This window comes from Lentzea sp. NPDC036955 (assembly GCF_055608005.1).
Window position 1 is genome coordinate 690,898 of the sequence record NZ_JBVJRC010000002.1, and the last position, 24,650, is coordinate 715,547.

General features: G+C 70.0%; 26 protein-coding genes, 1 tRNA gene and 1 pseudogene. 11 read left to right on the forward strand and 17 right to left on the reverse strand.

Annotation, left to right across the window (positions count from 1 at the left end; translation table 11 throughout):
- Positions 1-919: 919 nt before the first annotated feature.
- Together ACZ7CF_RS07960 and ACZ7CF_RS07965 are read right to left on the reverse strand one after the other, a co-directional pair.
- Positions 920-1,609: a DUF7822 domain-containing protein gene (locus tag ACZ7CF_RS07960; protein ID WP_360383472.1), complete on the reverse strand. Its 690-nt coding sequence runs from the start codon at positions 1,607-1,609 to the stop codon at positions 920-922.
- Positions 1,610-1,838: 229 nt separating this feature from the next.
- A pseudogene (locus ACZ7CF_RS07965) lies at positions 1,839-1,979 on the reverse strand (acetyl-CoA C-acyltransferase); the annotation flags it as partial.
- 216 nt (positions 1,980-2,195) lie between these two features.
- On the opposite strand from ACZ7CF_RS07965, the gene ACZ7CF_RS07970 reads away from it, so the two are divergent.
- Positions 2,196-2,630 (forward strand): hypothetical protein, encoded by a 435-nt coding sequence (locus ACZ7CF_RS07970; protein WP_470369339.1) that lies wholly within the window; start codon positions 2,196-2,198, stop codon positions 2,628-2,630.
- A gap of 139 nt (positions 2,631-2,769) precedes the next feature.
- On the opposite strand, the gene ACZ7CF_RS07975 is transcribed toward ACZ7CF_RS07970, so the two are convergent.
- Positions 2,770-2,855, reverse strand: a tRNA-Leu gene (locus ACZ7CF_RS07975).
- Between the two features lie 173 nt (positions 2,856-3,028).
- On the opposite strand from ACZ7CF_RS07975, the gene ACZ7CF_RS07980 reads away from it, so the two are divergent.
- Entirely contained in the window at positions 3,029-3,964 is a 936-nt protein-coding gene (locus ACZ7CF_RS07980) for a squalene cyclase (RefSeq protein WP_470369209.1), read from the forward strand.
- Here the strand turns inward: ACZ7CF_RS07980 and ACZ7CF_RS07985 are convergent.
- The 4 genes from ACZ7CF_RS07985 to ACZ7CF_RS08000 are packed head-to-tail and all read right to left on the reverse strand — an operon-like array spanning position 3,961 to position 7,293.
- Entirely contained in the window at positions 3,961-4,566 is a 606-nt protein-coding gene (locus ACZ7CF_RS07985; protein ID WP_360394781.1) for a response regulator transcription factor, read from the reverse strand. The genes ACZ7CF_RS07980 and ACZ7CF_RS07985 overlap by 4 nt on opposite strands.
- Positions 4,563-5,732: a sensor histidine kinase gene (locus tag ACZ7CF_RS07990; protein WP_470369210.1), complete on the reverse strand. Its 1,170-nt coding sequence runs from the start codon at positions 5,730-5,732 to the stop codon at positions 4,563-4,565. Before ACZ7CF_RS07990 ends, ACZ7CF_RS07985 begins: the two co-directional genes overlap by 4 nt.
- Complete coding sequence (locus tag ACZ7CF_RS07995) at positions 5,705-6,412, reverse strand: ABC transporter permease (protein ID WP_360394776.1); 708 nt, start codon at positions 6,410-6,412, stop codon at positions 5,705-5,707. Before ACZ7CF_RS07995 ends, ACZ7CF_RS07990 begins: the two co-directional genes overlap by 28 nt.
- Complete coding sequence (locus tag ACZ7CF_RS08000; protein ID WP_470369211.1) at positions 6,409-7,293, reverse strand: ABC transporter ATP-binding protein; 885 nt, start codon at positions 7,291-7,293, stop codon at positions 6,409-6,411. Before ACZ7CF_RS08000 ends, ACZ7CF_RS07995 begins: the two co-directional genes overlap by 4 nt.
- Before the next feature lie 164 nt (positions 7,294-7,457).
- On the opposite strand from ACZ7CF_RS08000, the gene ACZ7CF_RS08005 reads away from it, so the two are divergent.
- The 4 genes from ACZ7CF_RS08005 to ACZ7CF_RS08020 are packed head-to-tail and all read left to right on the forward strand — an operon-like array spanning position 7,458 to position 11,355.
- Positions 7,458-8,120, forward strand: a complete 663-nt coding sequence (locus ACZ7CF_RS08005) for a GAP family protein (protein ID WP_470369212.1) — start codon at positions 7,458-7,460, stop codon at positions 8,118-8,120.
- A 30-nt stretch (positions 8,121-8,150) separates the two neighbouring features.
- Complete coding sequence (locus ACZ7CF_RS08010) at positions 8,151-9,107, forward strand: AAA family ATPase (RefSeq protein WP_470369213.1); 957 nt, start codon at positions 8,151-8,153, stop codon at positions 9,105-9,107.
- 18 nt (positions 9,108-9,125) lie between these two features.
- A complete protein-coding gene (locus tag ACZ7CF_RS08015; protein ID WP_470369214.1) occupies positions 9,126-10,010 on the forward strand; it encodes a glutaminase in 885 nt (294 codons plus the stop codon).
- Between the two features lie 28 nt (positions 10,011-10,038).
- Entirely contained in the window at positions 10,039-11,355 is a 1,317-nt protein-coding gene (locus tag ACZ7CF_RS08020) for a M20/M25/M40 family metallo-hydrolase (RefSeq protein ID WP_360394863.1), read from the forward strand.
- 17 nt (positions 11,356-11,372) lie between these two features.
- Here the strand turns inward: ACZ7CF_RS08020 and ACZ7CF_RS08025 are convergent, their stop codons facing one another.
- The 3 genes from ACZ7CF_RS08025 to ACZ7CF_RS08035 are packed head-to-tail and all read right to left on the reverse strand — an operon-like array spanning position 11,373 to position 14,277.
- A complete protein-coding gene (locus ACZ7CF_RS08025) occupies positions 11,373-12,404 on the reverse strand; it encodes a serine hydrolase domain-containing protein (RefSeq protein WP_470369215.1) in 1,032 nt (343 codons plus the stop codon).
- A complete protein-coding gene (locus ACZ7CF_RS08030) occupies positions 12,401-14,092 on the reverse strand; it encodes a DUF6895 family protein (RefSeq protein ID WP_470369216.1) in 1,692 nt (563 codons plus the stop codon). The genes ACZ7CF_RS08025 and ACZ7CF_RS08030 overlap by 4 nt, the downstream gene beginning before the upstream one ends.
- A complete protein-coding gene (locus ACZ7CF_RS08035; RefSeq protein WP_360394762.1) occupies positions 14,089-14,277 on the reverse strand; it encodes a hypothetical protein in 189 nt (62 codons plus the stop codon). The genes ACZ7CF_RS08030 and ACZ7CF_RS08035 overlap by 4 nt, the downstream gene beginning before the upstream one ends.
- A gap of 181 nt (positions 14,278-14,458) precedes the next feature.
- Here ACZ7CF_RS08035 and ACZ7CF_RS08040 point away from each other — a divergent pair, with 181 nt between their 5' ends.
- Positions 14,459-15,289, forward strand: a complete 831-nt coding sequence (locus ACZ7CF_RS08040; protein ID WP_470369217.1) for an alpha/beta fold hydrolase — start codon at positions 14,459-14,461, stop codon at positions 15,287-15,289.
- Between the two features lie 124 nt (positions 15,290-15,413).
- Here ACZ7CF_RS08040 and ACZ7CF_RS08045 read toward each other — a convergent pair whose 3' ends face one another.
- From ACZ7CF_RS08045 to ACZ7CF_RS08060, 4 genes are all read right to left on the reverse strand, one after another.
- Complete coding sequence (locus ACZ7CF_RS08045; RefSeq protein ID WP_470369218.1) at positions 15,414-15,869, reverse strand: hypothetical protein; 456 nt, start codon at positions 15,867-15,869, stop codon at positions 15,414-15,416.
- A 176-nt stretch (positions 15,870-16,045) separates the two neighbouring features.
- Complete coding sequence (locus tag ACZ7CF_RS08050; protein WP_360394754.1) at positions 16,046-16,258, reverse strand: DUF5703 family protein; 213 nt, start codon at positions 16,256-16,258, stop codon at positions 16,046-16,048.
- Complete coding sequence (locus ACZ7CF_RS08055; protein WP_470369219.1) at positions 16,255-16,911, reverse strand: YncE family protein; 657 nt, start codon at positions 16,909-16,911, stop codon at positions 16,255-16,257. Before ACZ7CF_RS08055 ends, ACZ7CF_RS08050 begins: the two co-directional genes overlap by 4 nt.
- 192 nt (positions 16,912-17,103) lie before the next feature.
- The gene (locus tag ACZ7CF_RS08060) at positions 17,104-18,069 is read right to left on the reverse strand and encodes an aldo/keto reductase (protein WP_360394749.1); all 966 of its coding nucleotides are present in this window, start codon (positions 18,067-18,069) and stop codon (positions 17,104-17,106) included.
- 72 nt (positions 18,070-18,141) lie between these two features.
- Here ACZ7CF_RS08060 and ACZ7CF_RS08065 point away from each other — a divergent pair, with 72 nt between their 5' ends.
- Genes ACZ7CF_RS08065 through ACZ7CF_RS08075 form a run of 3 tightly spaced genes read left to right on the forward strand, consistent with a single transcriptional unit; the run spans position 18,142 to position 20,718 of the window.
- Positions 18,142-19,191 carry an LLM class F420-dependent oxidoreductase gene (locus tag ACZ7CF_RS08065; RefSeq protein ID WP_470369220.1) on the forward strand — a complete coding sequence of 350 codons (1,050 nt, stop codon included), beginning with the start codon at positions 18,142-18,144 and terminating at the stop codon, positions 19,189-19,191.
- On the forward strand, positions 19,188-20,015 hold the full coding sequence (locus tag ACZ7CF_RS08070) for an undecaprenyl-diphosphate phosphatase (protein ID WP_360394744.1): 828 nt from the start codon (positions 19,188-19,190) through the stop codon (positions 20,013-20,015). The genes ACZ7CF_RS08065 and ACZ7CF_RS08070 overlap by 4 nt, the downstream gene beginning before the upstream one ends.
- 10 nt (positions 20,016-20,025) lie before the next feature.
- Positions 20,026-20,718 (forward strand): histidine phosphatase family protein, encoded by a 693-nt coding sequence (locus ACZ7CF_RS08075; RefSeq protein ID WP_470369221.1) that lies wholly within the window; start codon positions 20,026-20,028, stop codon positions 20,716-20,718.
- On the opposite strand, the gene ACZ7CF_RS08080 is transcribed toward ACZ7CF_RS08075, so the two are convergent.
- On the reverse strand, positions 20,690-21,871 hold the full coding sequence (locus tag ACZ7CF_RS08080) for an RNA polymerase sigma factor (protein ID WP_470369222.1): 1,182 nt from the start codon (positions 21,869-21,871) through the stop codon (positions 20,690-20,692). The genes ACZ7CF_RS08075 and ACZ7CF_RS08080 overlap by 29 nt on opposite strands.
- Positions 21,868-22,242 carry a YciI family protein gene (locus ACZ7CF_RS08085; protein ID WP_360394736.1) on the reverse strand — a complete coding sequence of 125 codons (375 nt, stop codon included), beginning with the start codon at positions 22,240-22,242 and terminating at the stop codon, positions 21,868-21,870. Before ACZ7CF_RS08085 ends, ACZ7CF_RS08080 begins: the two co-directional genes overlap by 4 nt.
- 106 nt (positions 22,243-22,348) lie before the next feature.
- Here ACZ7CF_RS08085 and ACZ7CF_RS08090 point away from each other — a divergent pair, with 106 nt between their 5' ends.
- Positions 22,349-22,810, forward strand: a complete 462-nt coding sequence (locus tag ACZ7CF_RS08090) for a YybH family protein (protein WP_470369223.1) — start codon at positions 22,349-22,351, stop codon at positions 22,808-22,810.
- A 71-nt stretch (positions 22,811-22,881) separates the two neighbouring features.
- Here the strand turns inward: ACZ7CF_RS08090 and ACZ7CF_RS08095 are convergent, their stop codons facing one another.
- Positions 22,882-24,408 (reverse strand): M4 family metallopeptidase, encoded by a 1,527-nt coding sequence (locus tag ACZ7CF_RS08095; protein ID WP_470369224.1) that lies wholly within the window; start codon positions 24,406-24,408, stop codon positions 22,882-22,884.
- Positions 24,409-24,650: the final 242 nt, after the last annotated feature.

Sequence of the window (24,650 nt, forward strand, 5' to 3'; positions counted from 1 at the left end):
GCACTACAACGAGCACCGAACCCACCGATCACTTGCCGCCGTAGCGCCCTTGCGAGCGCGGTCGCAGGCTCTTGAACCCGACCAGATCGGACGCCCTGCGGGGTACTTCAACGGGACTGTCTCGGCGGAGCCTCCGCGTGTATCGGCATGCCGCTTGACCTGCGCAAACATAGTTTCGGCACGCGCAGGGCCGCGGCGAGAGCCGAACTCGACGGCTTGCCCGCACCGAACCTGGCGACTGCCGCAGAGCTACAGGCCGCGGTGGACTCCCTCGCAAAGGTGACCGTGATCATCAACGAAGGGCAGCCGGAGAAGCTGGCGAGACTCTACGAGGAACTTGGGAGCGGGCTGAGGTACGACAAAGCAAAAGAGGCCGTCTATGCGACGACCTCTTCGCGTGTGCTTAGCGTACGTGTCCGAGGGGGACTTGAGTCCCCACAAGTAACGAGCTTGCGCAGTTCGTGTGTTCATACGCTATTGGATAGCTCGAATTTGGTATAGAGGGCCAGTCGGCACTAATCAATCTTTCGTCGCTGAGTTGTATCGACTTGGAGCAAGAACTTCGCGGCGACCTGTTGCACCACGCGCTGGTGTGGAATCAGGCCCATATGCGGCAGGCGCTGCGTGAGTACGACCGCCACCGCAACGAGCACCGCACCCACCGATCGCTGGTGCGGCATCTTTGCGGGTCCGGCCTCAGCCTGTCAAAGCCAATCAGATCGAACGCTTCACCGTAGACGGACATGATCTTGGCTGAGTCTTCTTCCAAGTATCGTCATGTCTTGACCTGCATGGACGTAGTTTTCGGCACGCACAGCCGGTGGCGCGGGTGTGCGCGCTGACGTACTTCTGCATGGTTACCGACGTCCACCCCAGCCGGGCACGAGGCCATCGCCGAGATCGTCCTGGCCGCCGCGAGCTACTGTTTCGGCTGGTTCGCCGCGTACTCCGCCCGATTCCACAGCGCGAAGTAGAGTACGTCGGTCCACCAGCTGAGGCCGATCGGGTTCTCGGTCCTGTCGTCACGCGTGTTGTCGAAGTCGTCGGTCAGCACGAGCCCGTGGAACGCGTCCAGCGGCGGCGCCGACCGCTCGGCCGCCGCTGCGGCGAGCACGGCCCCGGCCGCCGCCGCGTCGTCGGGCAGCGCGTCGATGGCCGCGCCCGCCGCCCGGCACAGGTCGAGGTGGCCCTCGATGAGCGCCCGCAGCTCGTCCTCGCCGCTCTCGATCATGGTGTCGAGCTCGATGGTCTCGAGCAGGACGTACCGGTCGCGGTGCGCGTCGAGGAACCGCTCCGCCTCGGCGAGCCCGGCGTGCAGGCCTTCGGCGTCGCTCACGGCGCGCACGGCGGCGGCGAACTTCGTCAGCCGCGCGAACCCGGCGTCGAACTCACCGCTGATCGCGTACAGCGTGGTCCTGCTCTCCGGGGGCTCGCCGTCGAACCCGTCGGCGATCAGGGACGCGCACAGCCGGGGATCGCCGGACAGGAGCACCAGGAAGGAGAACGGGATGGCGTAGGGCCATTCCGACAACCCGGAGACCGTCTCCGGCCGATCCTCATAGGACTCCGGCCGGTTGCTGGTGCTGTACAGGTACGAACGGTTCGCCATGACCGGATCCTACGACGGGCCTGCGGCGGGGCTGGACCTGGCCGAGGCAGATGGTCCGTTTCGGTTGCGGGTAGACGCGGGCGTTCTCCGCTTCCCCCGCCCCGCAGGAGTTGGCCCTTGAGACTGATGAGGCCGCGTATTCAACTGTCGCGAGTTCTCAGCGGTTGTCGCGGTGAGTGATCGCCGGGTGCTCCGTCCGGTCGTGAGTGTTCAAACAGGACTCAACCGCTTACGTGATCCGTTCGAAGATGGCGGCCATGCCCTGGCTACCACCGATGCACATGGTCTCGAGGCCGTAGCGTGTCTGGCGGCGGTGCAGTTCGCGCGCGAGGGTGCCGAGCATGCGTACGCCGGTGGCGCCGACCGGGTGGTCCGCTTCCGCAAGGCCAGTCCGGACCGGGTGATCCGGCCGCGTAATCCGGCGCACCCGAACATCGTGGAAATCGAGGACTTCACGGCTGCCCAGCTCCTGCGGAAATCAAAGGGCAGCCTGCGGATCGCGCGGAAGGCAGAGCGGTCCGAACGGGCGGTGAAGCACCGCTATCTGTTTCGCGGCCGGATTCGGTGTGACATCTGCGGGCGGAAGATGGAGCGCAGCCCACGTAAGAAAGCCATGTACTACCGGTGCCCGGCACGCACCCTCGCTCCGGGATCTCCGGTGCTCGCGTCGTATCCCGGAACGGTCTATTTGCGGGAGGACGTTCTTCAGGACGCCATCAACGGCTGGCTCGGGCACCTGTTCGACCGGAAGAACCGAGACCGGACCGTCGCCGCGTTGATGGACTCACAAGAACCGGTGATCGAGGTCAGTCGCGATGCCGCGAAGAGGAGGCTCGCTGACGCGGAAGCCAAGCTGACGAGGTTCCAGAACGCCATCATGGCCGGCGCCGATCCAGCTGCGTTGGTCGAGGCGATCAACGACGCGCAGGCGAGAGGCTGGCGGCACGGGCTGCCCTGGACAACGTCCCGGCACCGGTGGAGCGGGACATCGCCGAGATCTATGCGGCGATCGACTCGATAGGCGACATCAGCGCGGCGCTGAGGGGCCACGCCCCGACGAGACTGGAGGATCTGTACGACGCGATCGACCTGCAGGTCCGTTACAAGCAAAACCCCCACGAAGCTGACGTCTCCATCAACCCCGCGGGGGTGAATAGTGCTGGTGTCCGAGGGGGGACTTGAACCCCCACCCCCTTTCGGGGACTAGCACCTCAAGCTAGCGCGTCTGCCATTCCGCCACCCGGACCTGTTCAGTTGTCACCGCAGCTCGCGCCGTGGTGCGTGCATAGATTACATGATCGTCGGCAACGACCAAAATCGAGCGCCCCGAGCAAGGTTTTCGCTGGTAGGAGCATGGTCGGGTGCACAGAGCGGGCGGAAGCCAGGCAGATCAAACTCAAGCGGGGCTAGGGTCACCGGGTGCTGACGACGGCGTTGGTGGAGTGGTTGCTGAAGGACGCGGACCCGGCCCTGCGTTGGCAGGTCGAACGAGACCTCCTGCACGCGCCCGAAGAGGTGTGGAAGGCGACGAGAGCACGAGTTGCCACGGAAGGCCTCGGGAAGCGGTTGCTGGAACTCCAAGGCGAGGACGGGCAGTGGGCGGGTGGGGCCTTCTTCCCGCCTGACTACGACATGCGCGGCGACGAGCCGCAGCCGTGGACCGCGACCACCTGGACGTTGGTCACGTTGCGCGAGTGGGGGCTCGACCCCGAAGCGCTGCACGGCACTGCGGAGTTGTTGGCCGCCAACAGCCGGTGGGAGTACGACGGGTTGCCGTACTGGGGTGGCGAGGTCGACTGCTGCATCAACGCGATGACGGTGTCGAACGGGCTGTGGCTCGGGGTGGACGTCCACCACAACGTCGCGTGGTTCGTGGAGCACCAGCTTGAGGACGGCGGGTGGAACTGCGAGTGGGTTGAGGGGGCGAAGAGGTCGTCGTTCCACTCCACGCTCAACTCGCTCAAGGGGTTGCTGGACTACGAGGTGGCCACGGGTGGCAGCGACGAGTCGAGGAGCGCGCGCAGAAGAGGCGAGGAATACCTGCTCGAACGACACCTGTACAAACGGCTCTCGACCGGAGAAGCGGTGGCGGAGTGGGTGGACACGTTTCGGTACCCGTTGCGGTGGCAGTACAGCGTGCTCAACGCGGCCGACTACTTCCGGCGTGCAGCGCGGCCTGATGAGCGCATGGCGCAGGCCGTCGAGCGCATCAGGGAGCAGAGGCGGCCCGACGGGACGTGGGTGCAGGCTGGGCGGCATCCAGGGCGGATGTGGTTCGAGGTCGACGTCGAACGAGGGCAGCCGTCGAAGTGGCTGACGCTGTACGGGACCAGGGTGCTGGAGTGGTGGGGTTAGATCCAGCCGCGGGCGCGGGCCATGCGGGCGGCCTCGTGGCGGTTCGAGGCGGCGGTTTTGCCGACTGCTGAGGACAGGTAGTTGCGGACGGTGCCGGGGGAGAGGGAGGCGCGGCGGGCGATTTCGTCGATCGGGGCGCCTTCCAGGGCCAGTTCGAGGACGTCGGCCTCGCGTGGGGTCAGGGGGCTGTCGCCGGCGCTGATGGCTTCTGCGGCCAGGGCCGGGTCGACGTAGCGGCCGCCGGAGTGGACGGTGCGGACGACGGTGGCCAGGACGTCGGCCGAGACGGTTTTCGGGAGGAAGCCGCGGACGCCGGCGGCCAGGGCGCGTTTCAGGTGGCCGGGGCGGCCGTGGGAGGTGACGATCATCGTGGAGCACGTGGGGAGCTCGGTGGCCAGGGTTTGGGCCACGGTGACGCCGTCGAGGTCGGGCATCTGCAGGTCGATCACGGCCACGTCGGGGCGGACTGCTCGGGCGGTGGCCACGGCTTCGGCGCCGGTGGCGGCTTGGGCGACGACCTCGAGGTCGTCCTCCAGGGCCAGGAGGGCGGCGAGGGCGCCGCGGATCAGGTGTTCGTCGTCGGCCAGGAGGATGCGGATCACGGGAGCTCCACGGTCAGCACGAAGCGGTTGGGGGGCTCCGGGGTGGCGGTCACCGAGCCGCCGAGGGTGGCCACGCGCTCGCGCAGGCCGGTGAGGCCGCTGCCGAAGCGGATGGTGGTGGCGGTGGCGCCGTCGTTGGACATGGTGAGGGTGGTGCCGCGCAACGCGATGGTGCACGTGCGGGCCTCGCTGTGGCGCAGGACGTTGGTCACGCCCTCGCGGACGGCCCAGCCCAGGGCTCCCGCGGCCTCGTCGGGGAGGGAGGGCTCGCCGATGACGCGGCAGTCGATGCCCGCGGAGGTGAGCAGGGAGCGGGCGCCGGCGAGCTCCACCGTGAGGTCCGCTGTGCGGTAGCCGGAGACGACGGCGCGGAGCTCGTCGAGGGACTCCTGGGCGATGCGGCGGACCTCCAGCATCTCGGCGACGGCCTCGTCACGGCCGCGTTGGGCGAGTTTCGCGGCCAGTTCGGCTTTCAGGGCGACGACGGAGAGGTTGCGGCCGACCACGTCGTGCAGGTCGCGGGCGAAGCGCAGGCGTTCCTCGGCCACGGCGAGGCTGGCGCGGACCTCACGGGAGCGGTCCAGCTCCCACATCGTGCCGATCATCCACACCGAGGTGCGGTAGACGGCGGTGAAGAAGACCAGGGCGATCGTCATCGGGACCGCGGCGCCCAGCGGCACGGTCAGCACCAGGAACACGCCGGTCGCGGCCACCACGGCCGCCGTCACGCGGGGGCGCAGGGTGCACGACACCGCGGTCACGAACAGCACCGGCACGAACAGCGTCACGGCGTCGACCGGGCCGTCGCGCCCGCCGGGTGGTGCGCCGGGCAGGACGGCCATGCCGCCTGCCACCACCACGGCGGTCACGACGGCGGCGACGGTCAGGGCAAGGCGCGGGAACGGCGCCTTGCCCAGGTAGTGCTCGATGCCCTGGTGGACGAGCCACATGCAGCACGCGGCGTGCACGACGATCGCGACGATGGTGGCGACGGCGGCGGTGCGGCTCACGGAGTCGTCGTTCGCCAGGCTCGTCATCGGCAGGATCGGCAGCGCGACGAGGGTCAGGTAGAACGACGAGCGGGTGAAGTAGTCGAACCGCGACGCGCTGCTGCGCGAGCGCCACCAGGACAGCAAGGTCACCTCCGCGGCTCCCAGCGGAACCATCGCCGGACAGCGTAGACACCGGCCGCGACCCACGCCGCCAGCACGACCACCGGCTGCAGCACCGGGCCGTCGTGCCAGCCGGCCCGCAGCAGGTCCAGGACCGGGGTGAGCGGCAGGAACCGCAGCACCGTCTGGACCTCGTCGGGGAACACCGACAGCGGGACCATCAGGCCGCTGCCGATGATGCACGCCATCAGGACCGGCAACGACGTCACCTGCGCCATCTCGACGGTGCGGGTGAACGCCGCGGACGCCGCCGCCAGCAACGCGAACAGCAGCGTCCCGCCGACGACGCCCAGCAGCGGGAACCACGGCTTCGTCGGCACCGCCACGCCGGTGATCACGCCGATGATCACCGCGAACAGCACCATCTGCCCGATCGCGACCACCATCGACGGCAGCGCGGCACCGAACAGCACCTCGGGGTCGGTCAGCTCGCCGACGCGCAGGCGCTTGAGCACGAGCTCCTCGCGGCGCGCGACGAACACGGTGACGAGGTTGTAGTAGACCGCCATGAGCAGCACGAACCCGGTCAGGCCGACGACCAGCGGCACGCCGTCGGCGTCGATCGACAGCAGCAGCGGCACGACCAGCAGCGGCACGATGAGCGAGTTGAACAGGGCGGTGCGGTTGCGCCAGAACAGCTTCAGCTCCGCCTGCCCGATGGCCACGGCCCTCATGCCGCCTCCTCCGCGATCGCCAGGAACGCCTCTTCGAGGGACGCCGAGCGGGCGTCCAGACCGGACAGCACGACGTCCTGCGCGTGTGCCCACGTCAGCAGTTCGTGCAACGTCTCCTGCAGGGTGTTGGTGCGCACGGTCGCGCGGCCGGACTCGTCGAGGTCGGCCACGACGGGCAGCGCGATGCCGGCGGGCGGCGTGAACGTGATGCGCGCCGGGTAGGCGTCGACGACCTCGGACACCGTGCCGCGCGCGACGATGCGGCCGCGGTGCATGATGGCCAGCCGATCGGCCAGTTCCTGCGCTTCTTCCAGGTAGTGCGTCGTCAGCAGCACGGTGGTGCCCTCGTGCAGGAGGGTGCGGATCAGCTGCCACGTGTTGCGCCGGCTCTCCGGGTCGAGGCCGGTGGTCGGCTCGTCGAGGAACAGCACCTCTGGCTGGCCGAGCAACGCGAGCGCCAGGTCCAGGCGCCGCCGTTCACCGCCGGAGAGCTGCTTCACCCGCACCGCCGAGCGGTGGCCCAGGTCGACGAGGTCGAGCGCCTCGGCGATCGGGCGGGGCCGGGTCAGCGTGCCCGCCCACATCGTGGTCGCCTCGGACACGGTCAGGTCGGGCGGGAAGCCGCCCTCCTGCAACATCACGCCCACCCGCGGGCGCACGGCCTTGCGCTCCAGGAACGGGTCGTGGCCCAGGACCCGGACGGTCCCCTCCGCCGGCCGGGTCAGGCCCTCCACCACCTCGACGGTCGAGGTCTTGCCCGCGCCGTTCGTGCCGAGCAACGCGAACATCTCGCCGCGCTCCACCTCGAACGAGACGCCGCGCACGGCCTCGAATCCCCCTGAGTAGCGCCGGGTCAGGTCTTTCACCTCGATCGCTGTCATGTGTTCAACGATCGCGTGAAATTCCTGGTCCCGGCAGTGTCAGGACGCATCGGAACGTGATGACAGATGTCATGTCCCCGGCAGGCCCGCGCACGCTTTAATGTCACACTTGTGCTAAAAAGATCCGGCACGGGCACTGTGCGAAGTGGGGCGAGGGGGACGCGGTGGGTACGGGGTTGTTGCTCGCGTTGGTGGGGCTGGCGTTGCTGGACTCGACGAGCATCGGGACGTTGTTCGTCCCGATCTGGTTGATGCTCGCGCCGGGGCGGTTGCGGGTCGGGCGGTTCGCCGTCTACCTGGGCACGATCACGGTGTTCTACTTCGTGGTCGGCATCGGGCTGGTGCTGGGGGCGGCGCAGGTCCTGGAGCACCTCGACGGGCGGGTCGCGCTGTGGGTCCAGCTCGTGATCGGCGTCGGGTTGTTCGTCGTGAGCTTCCGCTTCGACAGCAAGAAGAAGACCGACACGACGAAGTGGACGAGGCGGGTCGGCGGGTCCACGGCCGCGCTCGTCGGGGTCGCGCTGCTGGCCGGGGTGGTGGAGCTCGCGACGATGCTGCCCTACCTCGGCGCGATCGGGATGATGAGCGCCGCGGACATCACGCCGGCGCAGACCGGGTTGCTGCTCGCCGGGTACTGCGTGGTCATGGTCGTGCCCGCGCTGGTGCTGCTGGCCGCGCGGATCGCGTTGCGGGAACGGGTCGAGCCGGTGCTGCAGCGGATCAGCAGGTGGTTCGCGGAGAAGGGCGCCGGCGCCACCGGGTGGATCCTCGGGATCGCCGGGTTCCTGGTGGCGCGGGACGCGGTCGCGCGGCTGTTCTTCCTGTAAACGCGTTGACGGGGCCGGGAGACTGCGGTCGTGGTTTCGGTGTTGTGGATCTGCGGACCTCCCGGTGTCGGCAAGACCGTGGTCGGGTGGGAGGTGCACCGCCGCAACGGCGGGGCGTACGTCGACGTCGACCAGCTCGGCATCTGCTACCCGGATCCGGACGACGACCCCGGCCGGTACCGCATGAAGGCCCGCAACCTGGCCGCGGTGGTGGCCGGCGCGCGGGCGAGCGGGGTGCGCAGCCTCGTCGTGTCCGGTGTGGCCGATCCGAACGGCGCCGCGCCGATTCCCGGCGCGACGCTGACGGTGTGCCGGCTGCGGGCCGACCGCGAGGTGCTGCGGGAGCGGTACCTCGGGCGCGGGATGCGGCCGGAGCAGCTCGACCACGTGCTGCGCGAGGCCGACGAGCTCGACGCCCGCGCGATCGGCGACGTGTGCGTGGACACGACCGGGCTGTCGGTCGCCGAGGTGGCGGACCGGGTCGAGCGGGCGGCTGGCGACTGGGCCGGGCCGGAGCGGGTCCTGTGGTTCTGCGGCACGACCGGTGTCGGCAAGTCGGTCGTCGGCTTCGCGGTGTACCTGCGGCTGCTGGGCACGGGGGTGCGCGCCGGGTTCGTCGACGCGGGCCAGCTCGGGTTCGGGATGGAGCAGGCCCGCGCGGACAACCTCGCGGCGGTGTGGCGGACCTACCGGGAGGCCGGGGCACGGGTGCTGGTCGTGGTCGGCCCGTACGCCGACGTGTTCCCCGGCGCCACGGTGTACCGGCTGGAGGCCTCGCGCGCGGACCTCGTGGAGCGGATCCGGCGGCGGGGCAGGGGAGAGGGCTGGCCGGAGCCGGGTGACCCGCTGGCGGGGCGGTCGGAGGAGGAGCTCGACCGGGTGGTCGAGGAGGCCGTGGCGCAGGCCGGGCGGCTGCGGGGGATCGGCACGGCGGTCGACACGTCCGGGCGCACGGCCGAGGAGGTGGCCGCGTTGCTCGTGCCCTGAAGTGGTGGGATGGCCGCTATGGAGCTCCAGCAGCTGGTGGACCGCATCGCGGGCGAGGTCATGCCCGGCGGTGCGGCCGCGGACTACATCCCGGCGCTCGCACGGGTCGACGCGCGGCGGTTCGGCATGGCGGTCGCCACGCTCGACGGCGAGGTGTGCGGGGCGGGGGAGTACCGGGCGCCGTTCTCGATCCAGAGCATCTCGAAGGCGTTCACGCTGGCGCTCGCCGTGGGCGACGAGCTGTGGGAGCGGGTGGGCCGGGAGCCGTCGGGGTCGCCGTTCAACTCGCTGGTGCAGCTGGAGACCGAGAACGGCGTCCCGCGCAACCCGTTCATCAACGCCGGGGCGCTCGTGGTCACCGACCACCTCGGGCCGGGCGCGTCGGACCGGCTGCTCGACTTCCTGCGCGCGGAGAGCGGCAACCACGCGATCGACGTGGACGAGGAGGTCGCCAGGTCCGAACTGGACCACGGCGACCGCAACCGGGCGCTGGCGCACTTCATGGCCTCCTACGGCAACATGCGCAACCCGGTCGACGTCGTGTTGCACGAGTACGTGCGGCAGTGTTCGATCGCGATGAGCTGCGCGGACCTGGCCAGGAGCGCGCTGTTCCTGGCACGGCACGGGGTGCGCAACGACGGCGAGCGGCTGCTCGGGGTCAGCGGCGCGAAGCGGGTCAACGCGGTGATGCTGACGTGCGGCACCTACGACGCGGCCGGGCAGTTCGCCTACCGGGTCGGGTTGCCGGGCAAGAGCGGCGTCGGCGGCGGCATCGTGGCCGTGGTGCCGGGCAGGTGCGCGATCTGCGTGTGGGGTCCCGGGCTGGACGCCCGCGGCAACTCGGTGGCCGGGGTCGACGCGCTCGACAGGTTCACCACTCTCACAGGGTGGTCCGTGTTCTGACGGGTGGTAGGAAGACGGGGTGAGCACATTGGGCAACGCGCTGGCACGGGCCGAGGACGAGGCCGTCACGCTCGTCAGCGAGCTGATCAGGATCGACACCACCAACACCGGTGACCCCGCGACGGTGGTGGGGGAGCGCAAGGCCGCGGAGTGGGTGGCCGAGAAGCTCGGGGAGGTCGGCTACGAGACGACCTACGTCGAGTCGGGTGCGAAGGGGCGCGGCAACGTGGTCGCGCGGCTCGCGGGCGCCGACCCGAACCGGGGCGCGCTGCTCGTGCACGGGCACCTCGACGTCGTGCCCGCCGACGCGTCGGAGTGGTCGGTGCACCCGTTCTCCGGTGCGGTGCAGGACGGGTACGTGTGGGGCCGCGGCGCCGTCGACATGAAGGACATGGTCGGCATGACGCTCGCGCTGGCCAGGCACTTCAAGCGGGAGAACGTCGTGCCGCCACGCGACATCGTGTTCGCGTTCCTCGCCGACGAGGAGGCCGGCGGCCTCTACGGGGCGAAGTGGCTGGTCGACAACCGGCCGGAGCTGTTCGAGGGCGTCACCGAGGCGGTCAGCGAGGTCGGCGGGTTCTCGATCACGCTCAAGGACGACGTCCGCGCCTACCTCGTGGAGACCGCCGAGAAGGGCATCCGCTGGCTGAAGCTGCGGGTCAAGGGCACCGCCGGGCACGGCAGCATGATCCACCGCGACAACGCCGTGGCCAAGCTCGCCGCCGCCGTCACCAAGCTCGACCAGCACCAGTGGCCGCTGATCATCCGGCCGTCGGTGCGCGAGTTCCTCGACGGCGTCACCGAGATCACCGGCCTGGACTTCCCCGAGGACGACGTCGAGGGCTCGATCGGCAAGCTCGGCGCGCTGTCGCGGATGATCGGCGCGACGCTGCGCGACACCGCGAACCCGACGATGCTCACGGCCGGCTACAAGGCCAACGTCATCCCGTCCACCGCCGAGGCGACCGTCGACTGCCGCATCCTGCCCGGCCGCGAGGAGGCGTTCGACCGCGAGCTGGCCGAGCTGCTCGGCCCGGACGTGGAACGCGAGTGGATCGGCCTGCCGCCCGTGGAGACGACGTTCGACGGCGCGCTCGTGGACGCCATGACCGCCTCGATCACCGCCGAGGACCCCGGTGCGCGCGTGCTGCCGTACATGCTCTCCGGCGGCACCGACGCGAAGTCGTTCCAGCAGCTGGGGATTCGCAACTTCGGCTTCGCACCGTTGAAGCTGCCGGCCGACCTGGACTTCTCCGGGCTGTTCCACGGCGTGGACGAGCGCGTGCCGGTGGAGGCGCTGAAGTTCGGTGTGCGGGTGCTGGACCGGTTCCTGCGCAACAGCTGACGGGACCGTCCGGCGGCTCAAGCAGTCGTCTCCCGCGTCGCATCCCTGTCGCTCCCTCTCGTCCCGGGCCGTTGTGCGGCGGCCGGGTCGTCGAGGGCGCGCAGGGCGTTGTACGAGTCCTGCACGAGCGTGGCTCGCACGGTCGGGCCCGTGTTGGCGAGGACCACGAGCGCAGTGCGGCGCTGCGGGCTGAACCCGGCGAACGCGGTGCAGCCGCGCGTGCCCCCGGAGTGGAACAGCAGGTCGTGGTCGGGGAGGCGGCGCAGGTTCCACACCAGGCACAGGTGGTCGGTGGCGGAGACGGCGACGCGGGGCGCGACGACGTCGGCGAGCGCGGGCGCGAGGGAGGCCGGTCGGCCGTCGAGGAGGGCGGTCAGCAGGACGAGCAGGTCGCGGGCGGAGGACCGGAGCGCGCCGGCGGCGGGCATCCCGGGCATCTCCCACGGCGGGCGCGCCCGGCCGCGCAGGTGACCGGTGGCCTGCGGCGCGGTGTCGAAGCCGGTGTCGGTCAGGCCGAGGGGACGCAGGACGCGGTCGGCGAGCAGGTCCTCGAACGGCCGGCCGGTCGCGCGGGCCAGTGCCAGGCCGAGCACGGCGACGCCGAAGTTCGAGTACCGCGCTCGGTCGTCGGGGCGGACGCGGGTGCGGCGCAGCGCCGCCGTCAGGCGCTCTGGTCCGAACGCCCGGTAGGGGTTGGTGCGCCAGGCGGGCAAGGCCGCGCGCAGCAGGCCCGGTGGCAGCCGGGGCAGGCCGGAGGTGTGCGTGGCCAGGCGCTCCAGTGTGACGCCGGGGCCCAGGCCGGTGTCCAGGAAGCGGTCCACCGGGTCGTTGTGCCGCACCTCGCCGCGCGCCACCAGCTCGGCCAGCAGCAGCGCGGTGAACGTCTTGGTCAGCGAGCCGATCTCGAACCGGGTGGCGGCGGTGACCGGGTGCGGGTCGTCCAGCGCGGTGACGCCCGCGACCAGCACGGTCTCCTCGTCGCCCACCCGAGCGGCGACGGCGACACCGGGTGCGGCGGACAGCAGTGCGGTGATCCGGTCCTCGTTCACCCTGCGAGCAGCCGGGACAGCGCGAGCGTGCCCGCCGCGGTCGCGACCACGGCGGTGTGCTGGTGGTCGAGGAACCGGGTGCGCGGGTCGTCGGACACGGGTTCTCCGTCACGGGGCACCAGGCCGTCCTCGTGCTGGGCGGCGGCGAACGGCGCCCACTCGGCGGCCTCGATGCGCGGCTCCGGCAGGCACGCGCCCACGAGGAGCAGTTCGCCCACCAGGTCCCACTGCCGCGCCTCGGTCCACACGTCGATCCACACCGGCAGCCACGCGTCGAGGTAGCGGGCCGTGCCGGCCGGCAGACCCTCCGGACGCGCGCCCCAGTCGGTGAGGTGGAAGACGGTGTGCGTGGCGCAGTACCCGGTGTACCAGTCGATCACCCACGGCTCGGGCTCGCGGCCGAGCCAGGTCGCGGTCGTGAGGGCGTCCCAGTCGTCGTCGCGCGGGATGCCCACGACGCGGTGCGCGTTGGCCACGGCGAGCCGCCGGTTGGGCACCACCTCGTTCACCGCGTCGGCGGCCGAGCTGTGCGCGGCGACCCGTTCGAGGGCGGCGTGCCGGTACCCGGAGCGGGCGAACGACGCGTAGGTCTCCACCGGGTCGGTGAGCAGGGCGTGCCGGAGCTGGCGCTCGTAGAGCAGGTCGCCGCGGCGCATCTGCTCCCAGGAGAAGTCGAGCAGCTCTCGCGCGTGCCGCAGCTGCGCGGCACCGGCAACGCCCTCGCGCAGCACGAACGCGGACGCCAGGGCCACCTCGCACAGGGGCTTGTAGACGCTGTTGGGGTCGTCGAGGTCGGCGGTCGCCGTGTCGGTGAAGGCACCCAGCTCGTGGTGCGCGTGCAGCCAGGCCATCGCCCGGCTCGCCACGTCGTGCACCACCGCGGTCGGTGCCGAGGGCACCGGAGGCGTCGGAGCCGGGAGCGCCGGTCGCGAGGACACCGGCTCGGCGGCGAGAACGCGTTCGGCGATGGCCAGATCCAGCAGCAGCCGGGCGTCGGCGCCCGCGTGCAGCCTCAGGTGCTCCACCAGCAGGGCCGCGTCCAGCGGAACCCGGTCGGCGAGCAGGGCCACCCAGCGAACCAGGCGTGCTGCGGTGGCGTAGTCCCGGCGCAGCACGGCCCGGGTGGTGCCCCTGGCCAGTGCGAGCGGCGCACCCGCCACCGCCTGGAACACCGGGCCGTCCAAGCCCGGCAGGGCCAGCGGCGAGAGCTGGGCGACGGCCACCGACCAGCGCGCCCACTGCTCGGCCGGGCCCAGCAGGGCGTCGACCGGTGACGTGCCGAGGTGGGCCGAGGCCTCCCGGTTCTCCCACACCTCGACGGTCCCGGGCGGCGCGCACCGCCCGTCGGTGAGCCGCACCAGCAGCTCGGCGGTGGCCTGGTCCCGGTGGGCCAGCACGCACTGCTGGTGCGTCACCGGCTGCTGGACGGGCGGGAACGCCTCGAAAGCGTCGGACACGACAGCGGCGTCCCGGCCCTCCAGGGGGCGGCCCGCCAGCAGGTGCGGCGCGAAGGCGTCGGCGCCCACCAGGCGGACCGCCCACAGGCCGGCCACGCCGTCGGCGCAGGAGTCGAGGAAGTCGGCGAGCCTCGTCGGCACACCTTCCCCGAGTGCGCCGACGAGGTGTCCGGCCAGTGCGGCGACCGCGTCCGCACGAGACGTGCGGTCGATCGCGCCACCTGTGGTCACCGCTTCTCCGGCTCCGTCGGGTTGCCGGGGGAGACGATCAGCAGCAGACCGGCCAGGAGCGCGCCGCCGGCGGTGGGCACGTGCAGCGGCGGGTCGGCCACCGCGGCCTCGGGCTCCGCCACCGCCGTCATCAGTTCGGCCATGTCCTCCGGCGCAACAACCGGACGGGCCAGTGTTCGCATCATCACAACCTCCTCCTTCGCTTCGTTCTTCCGGAGTACCACCTCGAACGCGGGGACACGCGCTGTATCACCCGTTCCAGTGAAGGAATCCACAACGGACAGGTGGTGCTGTGTCGCAGATGGACCGTGTCTTTTCGGTGTGTCGTGTCGTTGGGCATGCAGACGGCACGGCGAAAGGAACGGCATGGTGCGGCTGGAGGACGGGACCGAGCTCAACGTGCTGCGGGCGGGCGATCCCGACGCGCGGACCACGATCGTGCTGGCGCACGGGTACGCGCTCGACCACCGCAGCTGGCACAAGGTCGTCGACCGGCTCAGCGGCGACTTCCAGGTGATCGCCTACGACCACCGCGGCCACGGCGAGTCCTCGAAGGCCGACGAGGAGACCGCGACGATCGAGCAGCTCGGCGACGACCTGGGTGAGCTGATCGAACGCGCGGTGCCCAGCGGTGACGTGGTGATCGCCGGGCACTCGATGGGCGGCATGGCGGCGCTGGCGATGGCCGAACGCAGGCCGCGGCTGTTCCGGCAGCGGGTGCTGGGCATCGTGTTCGTGTCGACGGCGGCGAGCGAGCTGTCGGAGACCTCGCTCGCGTGGCCCAAGTCGCTCGGCAAGCTGGTGCGGGAGCTGGAACGGGCGTTCGGGCCGATCGTGCGGGCGGTCAGGGAGAAGATCGAGCCCACCAAGACCGCGGGCCTGCGGTGGTGGCTCTTCGGTGACGAGCCGTCCGACGACGACGTCGAGCTGACCGCGGACATGGTGTGGGGGGAGTGGCCGGAGACGGTGGCGTTGTTCCGCCCGGCCGTGGACCGCTACGACCGCGAGGCGGGACTGACCGTGGCGCAGGAGAAGGCCGTCGTCGCGGTGGTGGGCGACGAGGACCGGCTGGTGTCCGAGTCGGACGTGGCCAGGTTCGGCGGCACGTCGGTGGTGCTGCCCGACGCGGGGCACATGCTCCCGTTGGAACGTCCCGCAGAGATCGCGAACCTGATCCGCGAGTTGGCCAAGGCCTGATGGTCGGCGGGGGCGCGGTGATGTGCCCCCCACCGACCATCTCGCGGCCGCAACCGGTCGTGGAGCAGGTGAGGAACGCGCGGCCTGCCAGGTGGCGCGTTCTCGACACGCTTTCCGGAATCGTCTACGACGCGGGGGTGCGGCGCCGTCCCGGTGGCCGGCCGAAGAGCCGCACGTGCTCGCCGACGAGCCATTCCTTGAGCGGTGCCCACTCGGGGTGGTGGTTCAGCACCAGCAGGCGGTGCATCCACCAGTTCGGGTCGTCGGCGCGGGGGAACGCGGCCAGCCACGCCGCTCTGTCCTGCGCGGACAGTCCCCACAGGTGTGCCAGCTGGCCCTGGGCGTCGGTGTCGAGCTGGGCGGTGACCTGGCCGTTCTCGGTGTGCCACTCGGCTCTCAGCTCGCGCAGGACGGCGAGAGCGCTCTCATCGTTCTCCGGGGCCGTGACGACCACGGTGTGCAGGCCCTGGGCCGCGGCTTCGGCGAGCAGGGCACGGGTGGACGGTTCGTCGTGCGGCAGTGCGCTGTGCGCGACCCCGACTTGTTGCGGCACGAGCTCCATGACCCAGAATCTGATCACATATTCTACGACTCCGGTCAATTTTATTGCTTCAGTGTTGACTGAAATGAACCATCACGCGGTGCTCAGCTTCAACGAACGAACAGGGGATCTCAAACGCCGGGACGTGGGCACCTCAGCGTTGTGGGCCGCAGGCGGAGGGGGCGTTTGAGCGGCACTTCGTGTCGTGTGACGCGTTACGTGATGAGTCCGGGCAGGTCGCCCGGGACGCGCTTGCGGCGCAGCCACACCTTGCGGGAGCCGTCGCCGTAGAGCAGCGTGCGGGACAGCTCCCAGCCCGCGAACTCGGCGTGGATGGCCAGCTGCGTGGTCGCGGTGCGGCGGGAGATGCCGGGCGGCAGGCGCAGCGGCCGGTACTCCCAGTCCCCGTCGATCACCCCTTCGGTCATGGCGAGATCACCTGTATCCCTCCGTTGTCGCCGGACGTGACGGTGACGCGTCCGGTCTCCTGGTCGACGCTGACCGTGTTGGGTTGGCGCACGGTGGCGAAGCGGTGCTTCTCGGACGGCTCGCCGGCGGCGACGTCCAGGCCGACGACCTCGTTGCGGTCGGTGAGCGTGATCCACGCGATGTCGCGCTTGGCGTCGTAGGCGATGCCGTAGGGGGTGCCGGGCACGGGGTAGCGCTGGCGCATGATCAGCGGGTCGATCGAGAACGCGATGAACTCGCCGCCGCGGGTGTCGACGACGAGCAGGCGGCCGAAGCGGTCGGGGACGGCGTTGGTGGCACCGTCGCCGGCGCGCAGGCCGGGGCCGCGGGTGGGGGAGCCCTTGTCGTCGGTGGTCATCTCGAAGACGGCGCTGCGGAGGCGGTCGAGCTCGACCTTGCGACCGCTGACCTCGAACTTCAGGGTGGTGTCGCCCTCGGTGAACGAGCCGCCGGGCGTGATGTCGCCGGGCAGGGCGGTGTTCTGGGCGGGGGAGAGGGCCGGTTTGGCGACCTCGAGCGTCTCGGCGACCTGCAGCGGGTCCTGCGACTTCTCGCTCTGTCCGCACGCCGTCAGCGTCGCGGTGGCCAAGATCAGAGCTGCGAGCCGGTGCAAGGTCGTTCCTCCGTGGATCTGCGTGGTCTTCCAGCATGCCCGCAGTGCTCGCGAAGGTCACGCGAGGGGTGGGGTGAATCTCGTTCAGGGCCTTCTGGTCTGTTATCTCAATAACTTCAGTGTTGACTAAATTCAACACCTTCACGACAGCGACTACCAGCAGAAACTGACGAACGCAGAACAGCCAGGAACTCAGGGCATCGGGCGCTCGGGGTAGGCGAGCTCGATGGCGCTGACGTCGTCGAGTGCGGCGCGGATCGCGGGCGGAAGGGTGAGCTGTTCGACGTCGAGGGACGCGAGGAGTTGGTTGGTGTCGCGGGCGCCGACGACGGGGGCGACGACGCCGGGCCGGTCGCGGACCCAGGCCAGTGCGACGCACAGGGCGGAGGTGCCGAGTCCTTCGGCGGCGGTGCTGACGGCCTGGACGATGCGGGCGGCGCGGTCGGTGCGGTGTTGTTCGACGTAGCCGGCGAAGTGGGCGGAGGCGCCGCGGGAGTCGGGTGGGGTGCCGTTGCGGTACTTGCCGGTGAGGACGCCGCGGCCGAGTGGTGCCCAGGGCAGGAGGCCGAGGCCGTGGTGGGCGGCGGCGGGGGCGACTTCGCGTTCGATGCCGCGTTCGAGCAGGGAGTATTCGTGCTGGGTGGAGATGAGGGGGAAGGTGGTGGGGGTGGTGGCTGCGGTGGCGAGTTGCCAGCCGCTGTAGTTGGAGGTGCCGGCGTAGCGGACTTTTCCTGCGGTGATGGCGGTGTCGAGTGCGGAGAGTGTTTCTTCGACGGGGACGGTGGGGTCCCAGGCGTGGAGTTGCCAGAGGTCGACGTGGTCGACGCCGATGCGGCGCAGGGAGCCGTCGAGTGCGGTGAGGAGGGCGCCGCGGCTGGCGCCGCCGCCGAAGGGGCCGTCGGTGCGGCGTGCGACGGCTTTGGTGGCGATGACGAGGTGGTCGCGGGGGACGACTTCGTCGATGAGGGTGCCGAGGATGCGTTCGGATTCGCCTTCGGTGTAGACGTCGGCGGTGTCGATGAGGGTGCCGCCGGCGTCGGCGAAGGCCATGAGCTGGGTGGCGGCCTCGTCTGCGTCGGTGTCGCGGCCCCACGTCATCGTGCCCAGTGCGAGGCGGGAGACGCGGAGGCCGCTGCGGCCGAGGTGTCGCTGTTCCACGTGCGGGATGCTAAGGGGTGATGATCGTGTCAGCCTGGCAATCGGTGTTACTGACCGGTAGGGTCTCGCTGCGTGAAGCTGGGACTGAACCTCGGGTACTGGGGCGCCGGTAATGACGCGGCGAACCTCGAGCTGGCGAAAGAGGCCGACCGGCTCGGTTTTTCGGTGGTGTGGGCGGCGGAGGCGTATGGCTCCGATGCGCCGACGGTGCTGGCGTGGGTGGCGGCGCAGACGGACCGCATCGACGTGGGCAGTGCGATCTTCCAGATTCCGGCGCGGACGCCTGCGATGGCGGCGATGACGGCGGCGACGCTGGACACGTTGTCGGGTGGCCGGTTCCGGATGGGGCTGGGGGTGTCGGGTCCGCAGGTGTCGGAGGGGTGGCACGGTGTGCGGTTCGACAAGCCGTTGGCGCGGACGCGTGAGTACGTGGAGATCGTGAAGCGTGCGTTGTCGCGGGAGAAGCTGCGGTTCGAGGGTGAGCATTACACGTTGCCGTTGCCGGATGGTCCTGGCAAGGCGTTGCAGTTGACGGTGCACCCGGTTCGGGAGCAGATCCCGGTGTACCTGGCGGCGGTGGGTCCGAAGAACCTGGAGTTGACGGGGGAGATCGCGGACGGGTGGTTGGCGATCTTCTTCTCGCCGGAGTTCTCTGCGGAGTCGCTGGCGTCGGTGCGGGCGGGCCGGGAGAGGGCCGGCAGGTCGATGGAGGGGTTCGACGTCGTTCCGACGGTGCCGTTGGTGGTGGGTGAGGACTGGAAGGCGTGTGCGGATCCGGTGCGGGCGTACACGGCGTTGTACGTGGGCGGCATGGGGTCGCGGAAGCAGAACTTCTACAACAACCTGATGGTGCGGATGGGTTTTCCGGCTGAGGCGGAGGAGATCCAGGAGAGGTACCTGTCGCGGGACTACGCGGGTGCGATGGGGGCGATCCCGTTGGAGTTCTTGGACGCGACGGCGTTGCTGGGGTCGAGGGAGCGCATAGCGGAGAAGATGCAGGCGCTTGCTGCCGCGGGGGTCACCACGCTGTCCGTTTCGCCGATGCTGCAAGATCTGGAGCAGGGGATCGCGGGTCTTCGGACCGCGGCCGAGGCTTTGGATCTGGCAGGAGTGGGTAGTTGAGCTGGTTGCAGGCTCTGGTCCTCGGACTGGTCCAAGGACTGACGGAATTCCTGCCGATTTCCAGCAGTGCGCACCTGCGCATCACGTCGACGTTGTTCTTCGGCAACGATGCGGGTGCGTCGTTCACCGCGGTGATCCAGTTGGGTACCGAGGTGGCGGTGCTGATCTACTTCGCGAAGGACATCGGGCGCTTCATCAGCGCCTGGTTCCGCGGTTTGGTCAACGCGGAGGCGCGCAAGGAGCGGGATTACCGGCTTGCTTGGTACGTGATCATCGGTTCGGTGCCGATCTCGGTGCTCGGGTACCTGTTGAAGGACGAGATCCGGACGTCGGCGCGGAACCTGTGGATCACGGCGACGATGCTGGTGGTGTTCGGTCTGCTGCTGGGTTTGGCTGATCATCTGGCGAAGCAGCAGCGGGATGAGCTGCGGATGAAGGACGCGATCGGGATGGGGTTGGCGCAGGCGCTGGCGTTGATCCCGGGGGTGTCGCGGTCGGGTGGGACGTTGACGGCGGGGTTGTTCCTGGGGCTGACGCGGGAGGCGGCGGCGCGGTACTCGTTCCTGCTGGCGATTCCGGCGGTGTTCGGTGCGGGGTTGTTCTCGATCCCGGACGTGCTGGAGCGCAGTGGTGAGGGTGTGCAGGCGTCGATCCCGCAGATGGTCGTCGCGACCGTCATCTCGTTCGTGGTCGGGTACGCGACGATCGCGTGGTTGTTGAAGTACGTGTCGAAGCATTCGTACTCGGCTTTTGTGTGGTACCGGCTGATGCTGGGCCTGGTGCTGATGGGGCTGCTGTCGATGGGGTTGATCCAGCCGATCTAAGGTGGGTGCCGTGGCCACGGTGATCCTGCTTCGACATGCTCGTTCGACCGCCAACGGTTCCGGTGTGCTCGCCGGGCGGATGTTGGGTGTGGGTTTGGACGAGCGGGGGCAGGCGCAGGCCGCGGCTCTCGTCGCCCGGTTGAGGGACATCCCGGTGGCTGCGGTGGTGTCGTCGCCGTTGCAGCGGTGTGAGGAGACGCTGGCGCCGTTGCTGGCGGACCGGGAGCTGGAGGCGGTCGCGGAGCCTGCCGTGTCCGAGGTGGATTACGGGGCGTGGACCGGCAAGGCGCTCAAGGACCTGTTGAGCGAGCCGTTGTGGACGGTGGTGCAGCAGCACCCGTCGGCGGCGGTGTTCCCGGAGGGTGAGGGGTTGGCGCACGTGCAGGCGCGTGCGGTGGCCGCGGTGCGGGCGCATGATGCGCGGATCGCCGAGGAGCACGGTCCGGGTGCGGTGTGGGTGTTGTGCTCGCACGGTGATGTGATCAAGTCGGTGTTGGCGGATGCGCTGGGTGTGCACTTGGACGGGTTCCAGCGGATTGTGGTGGATCCGTGTTCGGTGTCGGTGGTGCAGTACACGCAGACGCGGCCGTTCGTGTTGCGGGTGAACGACAACGGTGGGGATCTGGCGGGTGTGGTGCCGAAGGCGCCGCCGCAGGAGGAGCCGTCGTCGGACGCTACCGTGGGTGGCGCGACCGGAGCTTGAGGTAGCGCTGTTCCTGGGCGTTCAGCGTGAGTGTGGCGGCTTTGTCGTACTCTTCGCGGGCCTGGTGGTGGTCTCCGCGCAGGTCGAGCAGGTGTGCTTTGACGGCGTGGACGCGGTGGTGGTCGAGGTCCAGTGTGGACAGCTCGGCGAGGGCCCGGTCGGGGCCGTGGACCATGGCGAGGGCGACGATGCGGTTGAGGGCGACCATGGGGCCGGGTGCCAGTGCGGTGAGCAGGTCGTAGAGGCCGAGGATCTCGGGCCAGTCGGTGTCGTCGGCGGTGGTCGCGTCGGCGTGGACGGCGGCGATGGCGGCTTGCAGCTGGTAGGGGCCGATCTGGGTGGTGCGCAGGGCGTGCCGGATGAGCCGGGTGCCTTCGTCGATGGCGTCGGTGTCCCACAGGCCGCGGTTCTGTTCGGCCAGCGGGACCAGGTCGCCGTGTTCGGTGGTGCGGGCGGGTCTGCGGGCGTCGGTGAGCAGCATCAGTGCGAGCAGTCCGGTGAGTTCGCCGTCGTCGGGGCGGGTGTGGTGCAGCCGGCGGGTGAGGCGGAGGGCTTCGGCGGTGAGGTCGACGCGGACGAGGGTGTCGCCGGAGCTGGCGGTGGAGCCTTCGGTGAAGACCAGGTAGAGCACGTGCAGGACGGCGGTGAGGTCGGCGGGCGGCCGGAACGTGGCCCCGGCCTGTTTGATCTTCTGCTTGGCCCGGCTGATGCGCTGTGCCACGGTGGCTTCGGGTACGAGGAACGCCCTGGCGATCTCCGCTGTCGTGAGGCCGCCCACCGCGCGCAGTGTCAGGGCGATCTGCGAGGCCGTGGTGAGGCTTTCGTGGCAGCACATCGCGAGGATCGTGAGCGTGTCGTCGCGGGCCGGCGCCGGGTCCGCGGGCGGTGGGGTCAGGGCGGCGACCTTGTCCTCCCGTGCCCGGCGGGCGAGGTCTGCCCGGTACTGCTCGATCCACCGGCGGCTCGCCGCGGTGATGAGCCAGCCCTTCGGGTTGTCCGGCAGCCCGTCGGCCGGCCATTGCTGCGCGGCTTGCAGCAGGGCTTCCTGCACGGCGTCCTCGCACACGTCGAACTGGCCGTGGCGGCGTACGAGCACGCCGAGGACCTGCGGCGCGAGCTCACGCAGCAGGCCCTCGACCGGGGGTGTGGTCACAGGTCGTCCAGCGTGGACCTGTCCCACACCGGGCGGACCTCGATGCCGTCGTTGTGGGCGTCGGGCAACGTGGCGGCGTGGGCGATGACCTGGTCGATCGTGTCGGCTTCGACCAGGTAGAACCCGGCGAGGTACTCCTTGGCCTCGGCGAAGGGCCCGTCGGTGACGACGACCTCGCCGCCGCGGATGCTGACGCCCTTGCCGGTCTCGGGTCCGGGCAGGCCTTCGCTGACGACCAGCTCACCGGAGGCGCGCAGCGTGTCGGTGAGGTCGTAGTGGGCCTGGCCGAACTGCCTCTGCTGCTCGTCGGTCAGCTTCTCCCAGGCCGCCCGCGACTTCGGGTTGCTGTAGATCAGGATCAGGTACTTCACTTGCGGCCTCCGCTCGGCTGGCTGGCGAGAGATCTTCTCACCGCCATGTCGAATCCGCGGGCCGTGTCTCGACACCGGTGTGTCAATCGAGAGGGAGGTGTGGGAGATGACCACGACGTCGGTGCGGGATGAGACCGCGGTTCGCGCGGTGTTCACCGAGCACGAGCAGGGCATGAGGTTGCGGTCCCCGGAACGGATCGTCGCCCGGTACGCGCGGGACGCGGTGACGTGCACGCTGGCGCCGCCGTTGCGCAACACGGGTCTGGACGCGCGTGACCCGGAGGCGCTGGCGGGGTGGATGGCCGGGTTCAGCGGGCCGATCACGCTGGAGCACCGGGATCTGCGGGTCGCGGTGTCGGGTGATGTGGCGTTCGCGCACGGTCTGGCGCGGCTGGCGGCGGTCCCGGTCGGCTACCCGGAGGGGTTCTCGATGTGGATGCGCGTCACCGTGGGCCTGCGCCGGCGGGAGGGGCGGTGGCTGGTGGTCCACGAGCACCAGTCGGTGCCGTTCCACATGGACGGGTCGTTCCTCGCGGCGACCGATCTGGAGCCGCGGGAGACGCCCTAGTGGATGTCGGCCGGGGCCCGGACCGTGCAGGGGGAAGCGGTCCGGGCCCCGGTCTTCTTTCCGGCGGGTCTCTACTTGACGTTCACCGCGGCCCAGGCCCGGTTGACCGCCGCGTACTCCGGCGACGAGGCGCCGTACAGGTCGGCCGCGGCGGCGAGGGTGCCGGTGCGGGCGGCGGCGTACTTGGTGCTGGAGGTGAACTTGGTGGTCAGCGCCCGGTACCAGATCTTCTCGGCCTTGGCGCGGCTGATGCCGGTGACGGGCTGGTTGTCGACGGTGGGGGAGTCGTAGGCGACACCGTTGATCGTCTTCGCGCCGCTGCCCTCGGACAGCAGGTAGAAGAAGTGGTTGGCGATGCCCGAGGAGTAGTGCACGTCGACGCTGCCCGCCGAGGACGACCAGTAGTCCAGGCTCCTGCCGTCCTTGGAGGGCTTGTCCATGTAGCGCAACGGCTTGCCGTCACCGCGGATGTTGATCTTCTCGCCGATCAGGTAGTCACCGGCGTCGGCGGCGTTGGCCGCGTGGAACTCCGTGGTGGACCCGAAGATGTCGCTGGTGGCCTCGTTGAGGCCGCCGGACTCACCGGAGTACACCAGGCCCGCGGTGGCCGAGGTGACGCCGTGCGACATCTCGTGCGCGGCCACGTCGATCGAGGTCAGCGGGTTGCGGTTCTGGGCGCCGTCGCCGTAGGTCATGCAGAAGCACGAGTCCGTCCAGAACGCGTTGCTGTAGTTGTTGCCGTAGTGGACCTTGCTCAGCGCGCCCACACCGTTGTTCTTGATGCCGCTGCGGCCGTGGACGTTCTTGTAGTAGTCCCACGTCTGCGCGGCGCCGTAGGCGGCGTCGACACCGGCGGTGGCCTTGTCGGTGTAGGTGCCGTTGCCCCACTTGTTGTCGGCGTCGGTGAACAGCGTGCCGGTGCCGGAGGTGTTGTTGAGGTTGTTCACGGACTGGTTGCCGCGCGCCGGGTCCTTGAGCTGGAACGTCGTCCCCGACTGGGTGGTGTTGAGCGCGACGGTGCCGCTGAAGGTCGACTGGCCGGTGCCCTCGACGTCGTGCACGCCGTCGTAGCTGAGCAGCGTCTGCCCGGTGCGGGCGTCGGTGAAGGTGTGCAGCTCACTCGGGGTCTGGTCGTCCTTGACCGAGTGGGTGACCTGCTCCCACGCCAGCACGGGGGCGTGGTCGAGGGCGAACACCACCAGCGTGGCGTCGGAACGTGCGGTGGTGACGGCGGTGGTGTCGAGGCCGGCGAGGGAGGCCTGCGACGCCTTGGTCACCCCGGTGACCTGTCCGGCTTTCTGGGCGACGACCAGGTCGCCGCCGATGACCTTCAGGCCGCCCAGGGTGCGGTCGTAGCGGATGTGGGCGGTGCCGTCGGCGTCGCGCACGACGTCGCGGGGCACGAGCCGTTCACCGCCGGACAGGCCGAGGGCGGAGGAGATCGTCCCCGCCTGCTCGGCTGCCGCGTGCAGTGCTTCGGACTTGGCGAGCAACGGGTTGACCGGCTGTGGTGCCGCGCCGGCTCCCGCGGTGCCGGCGGCGGCGAACGCCACCGCTGATACGAGGGCGGTGGTGATGCCCAGGCTGATGCGCTTCATGGGACTCCTGTTCACACGCAGGGGGAGCCCGCTCCGGCGTTACAGGGGTGCCGGACCGGGCACCGTGGAACAGCCCGACCTTCGTCTCGATGACCGGGCGTGGCGATCGTATTGCGCAGAGTGCAGGGAACCATCCACTCCCAGAATCCGAGATTGCTTCATGAATTGACCTGCGGTGCTGGTCACGAGATCGGGATTTGTCCGAATGCTGGACCAAAACCACAGCTCAACCAATGTGGAAA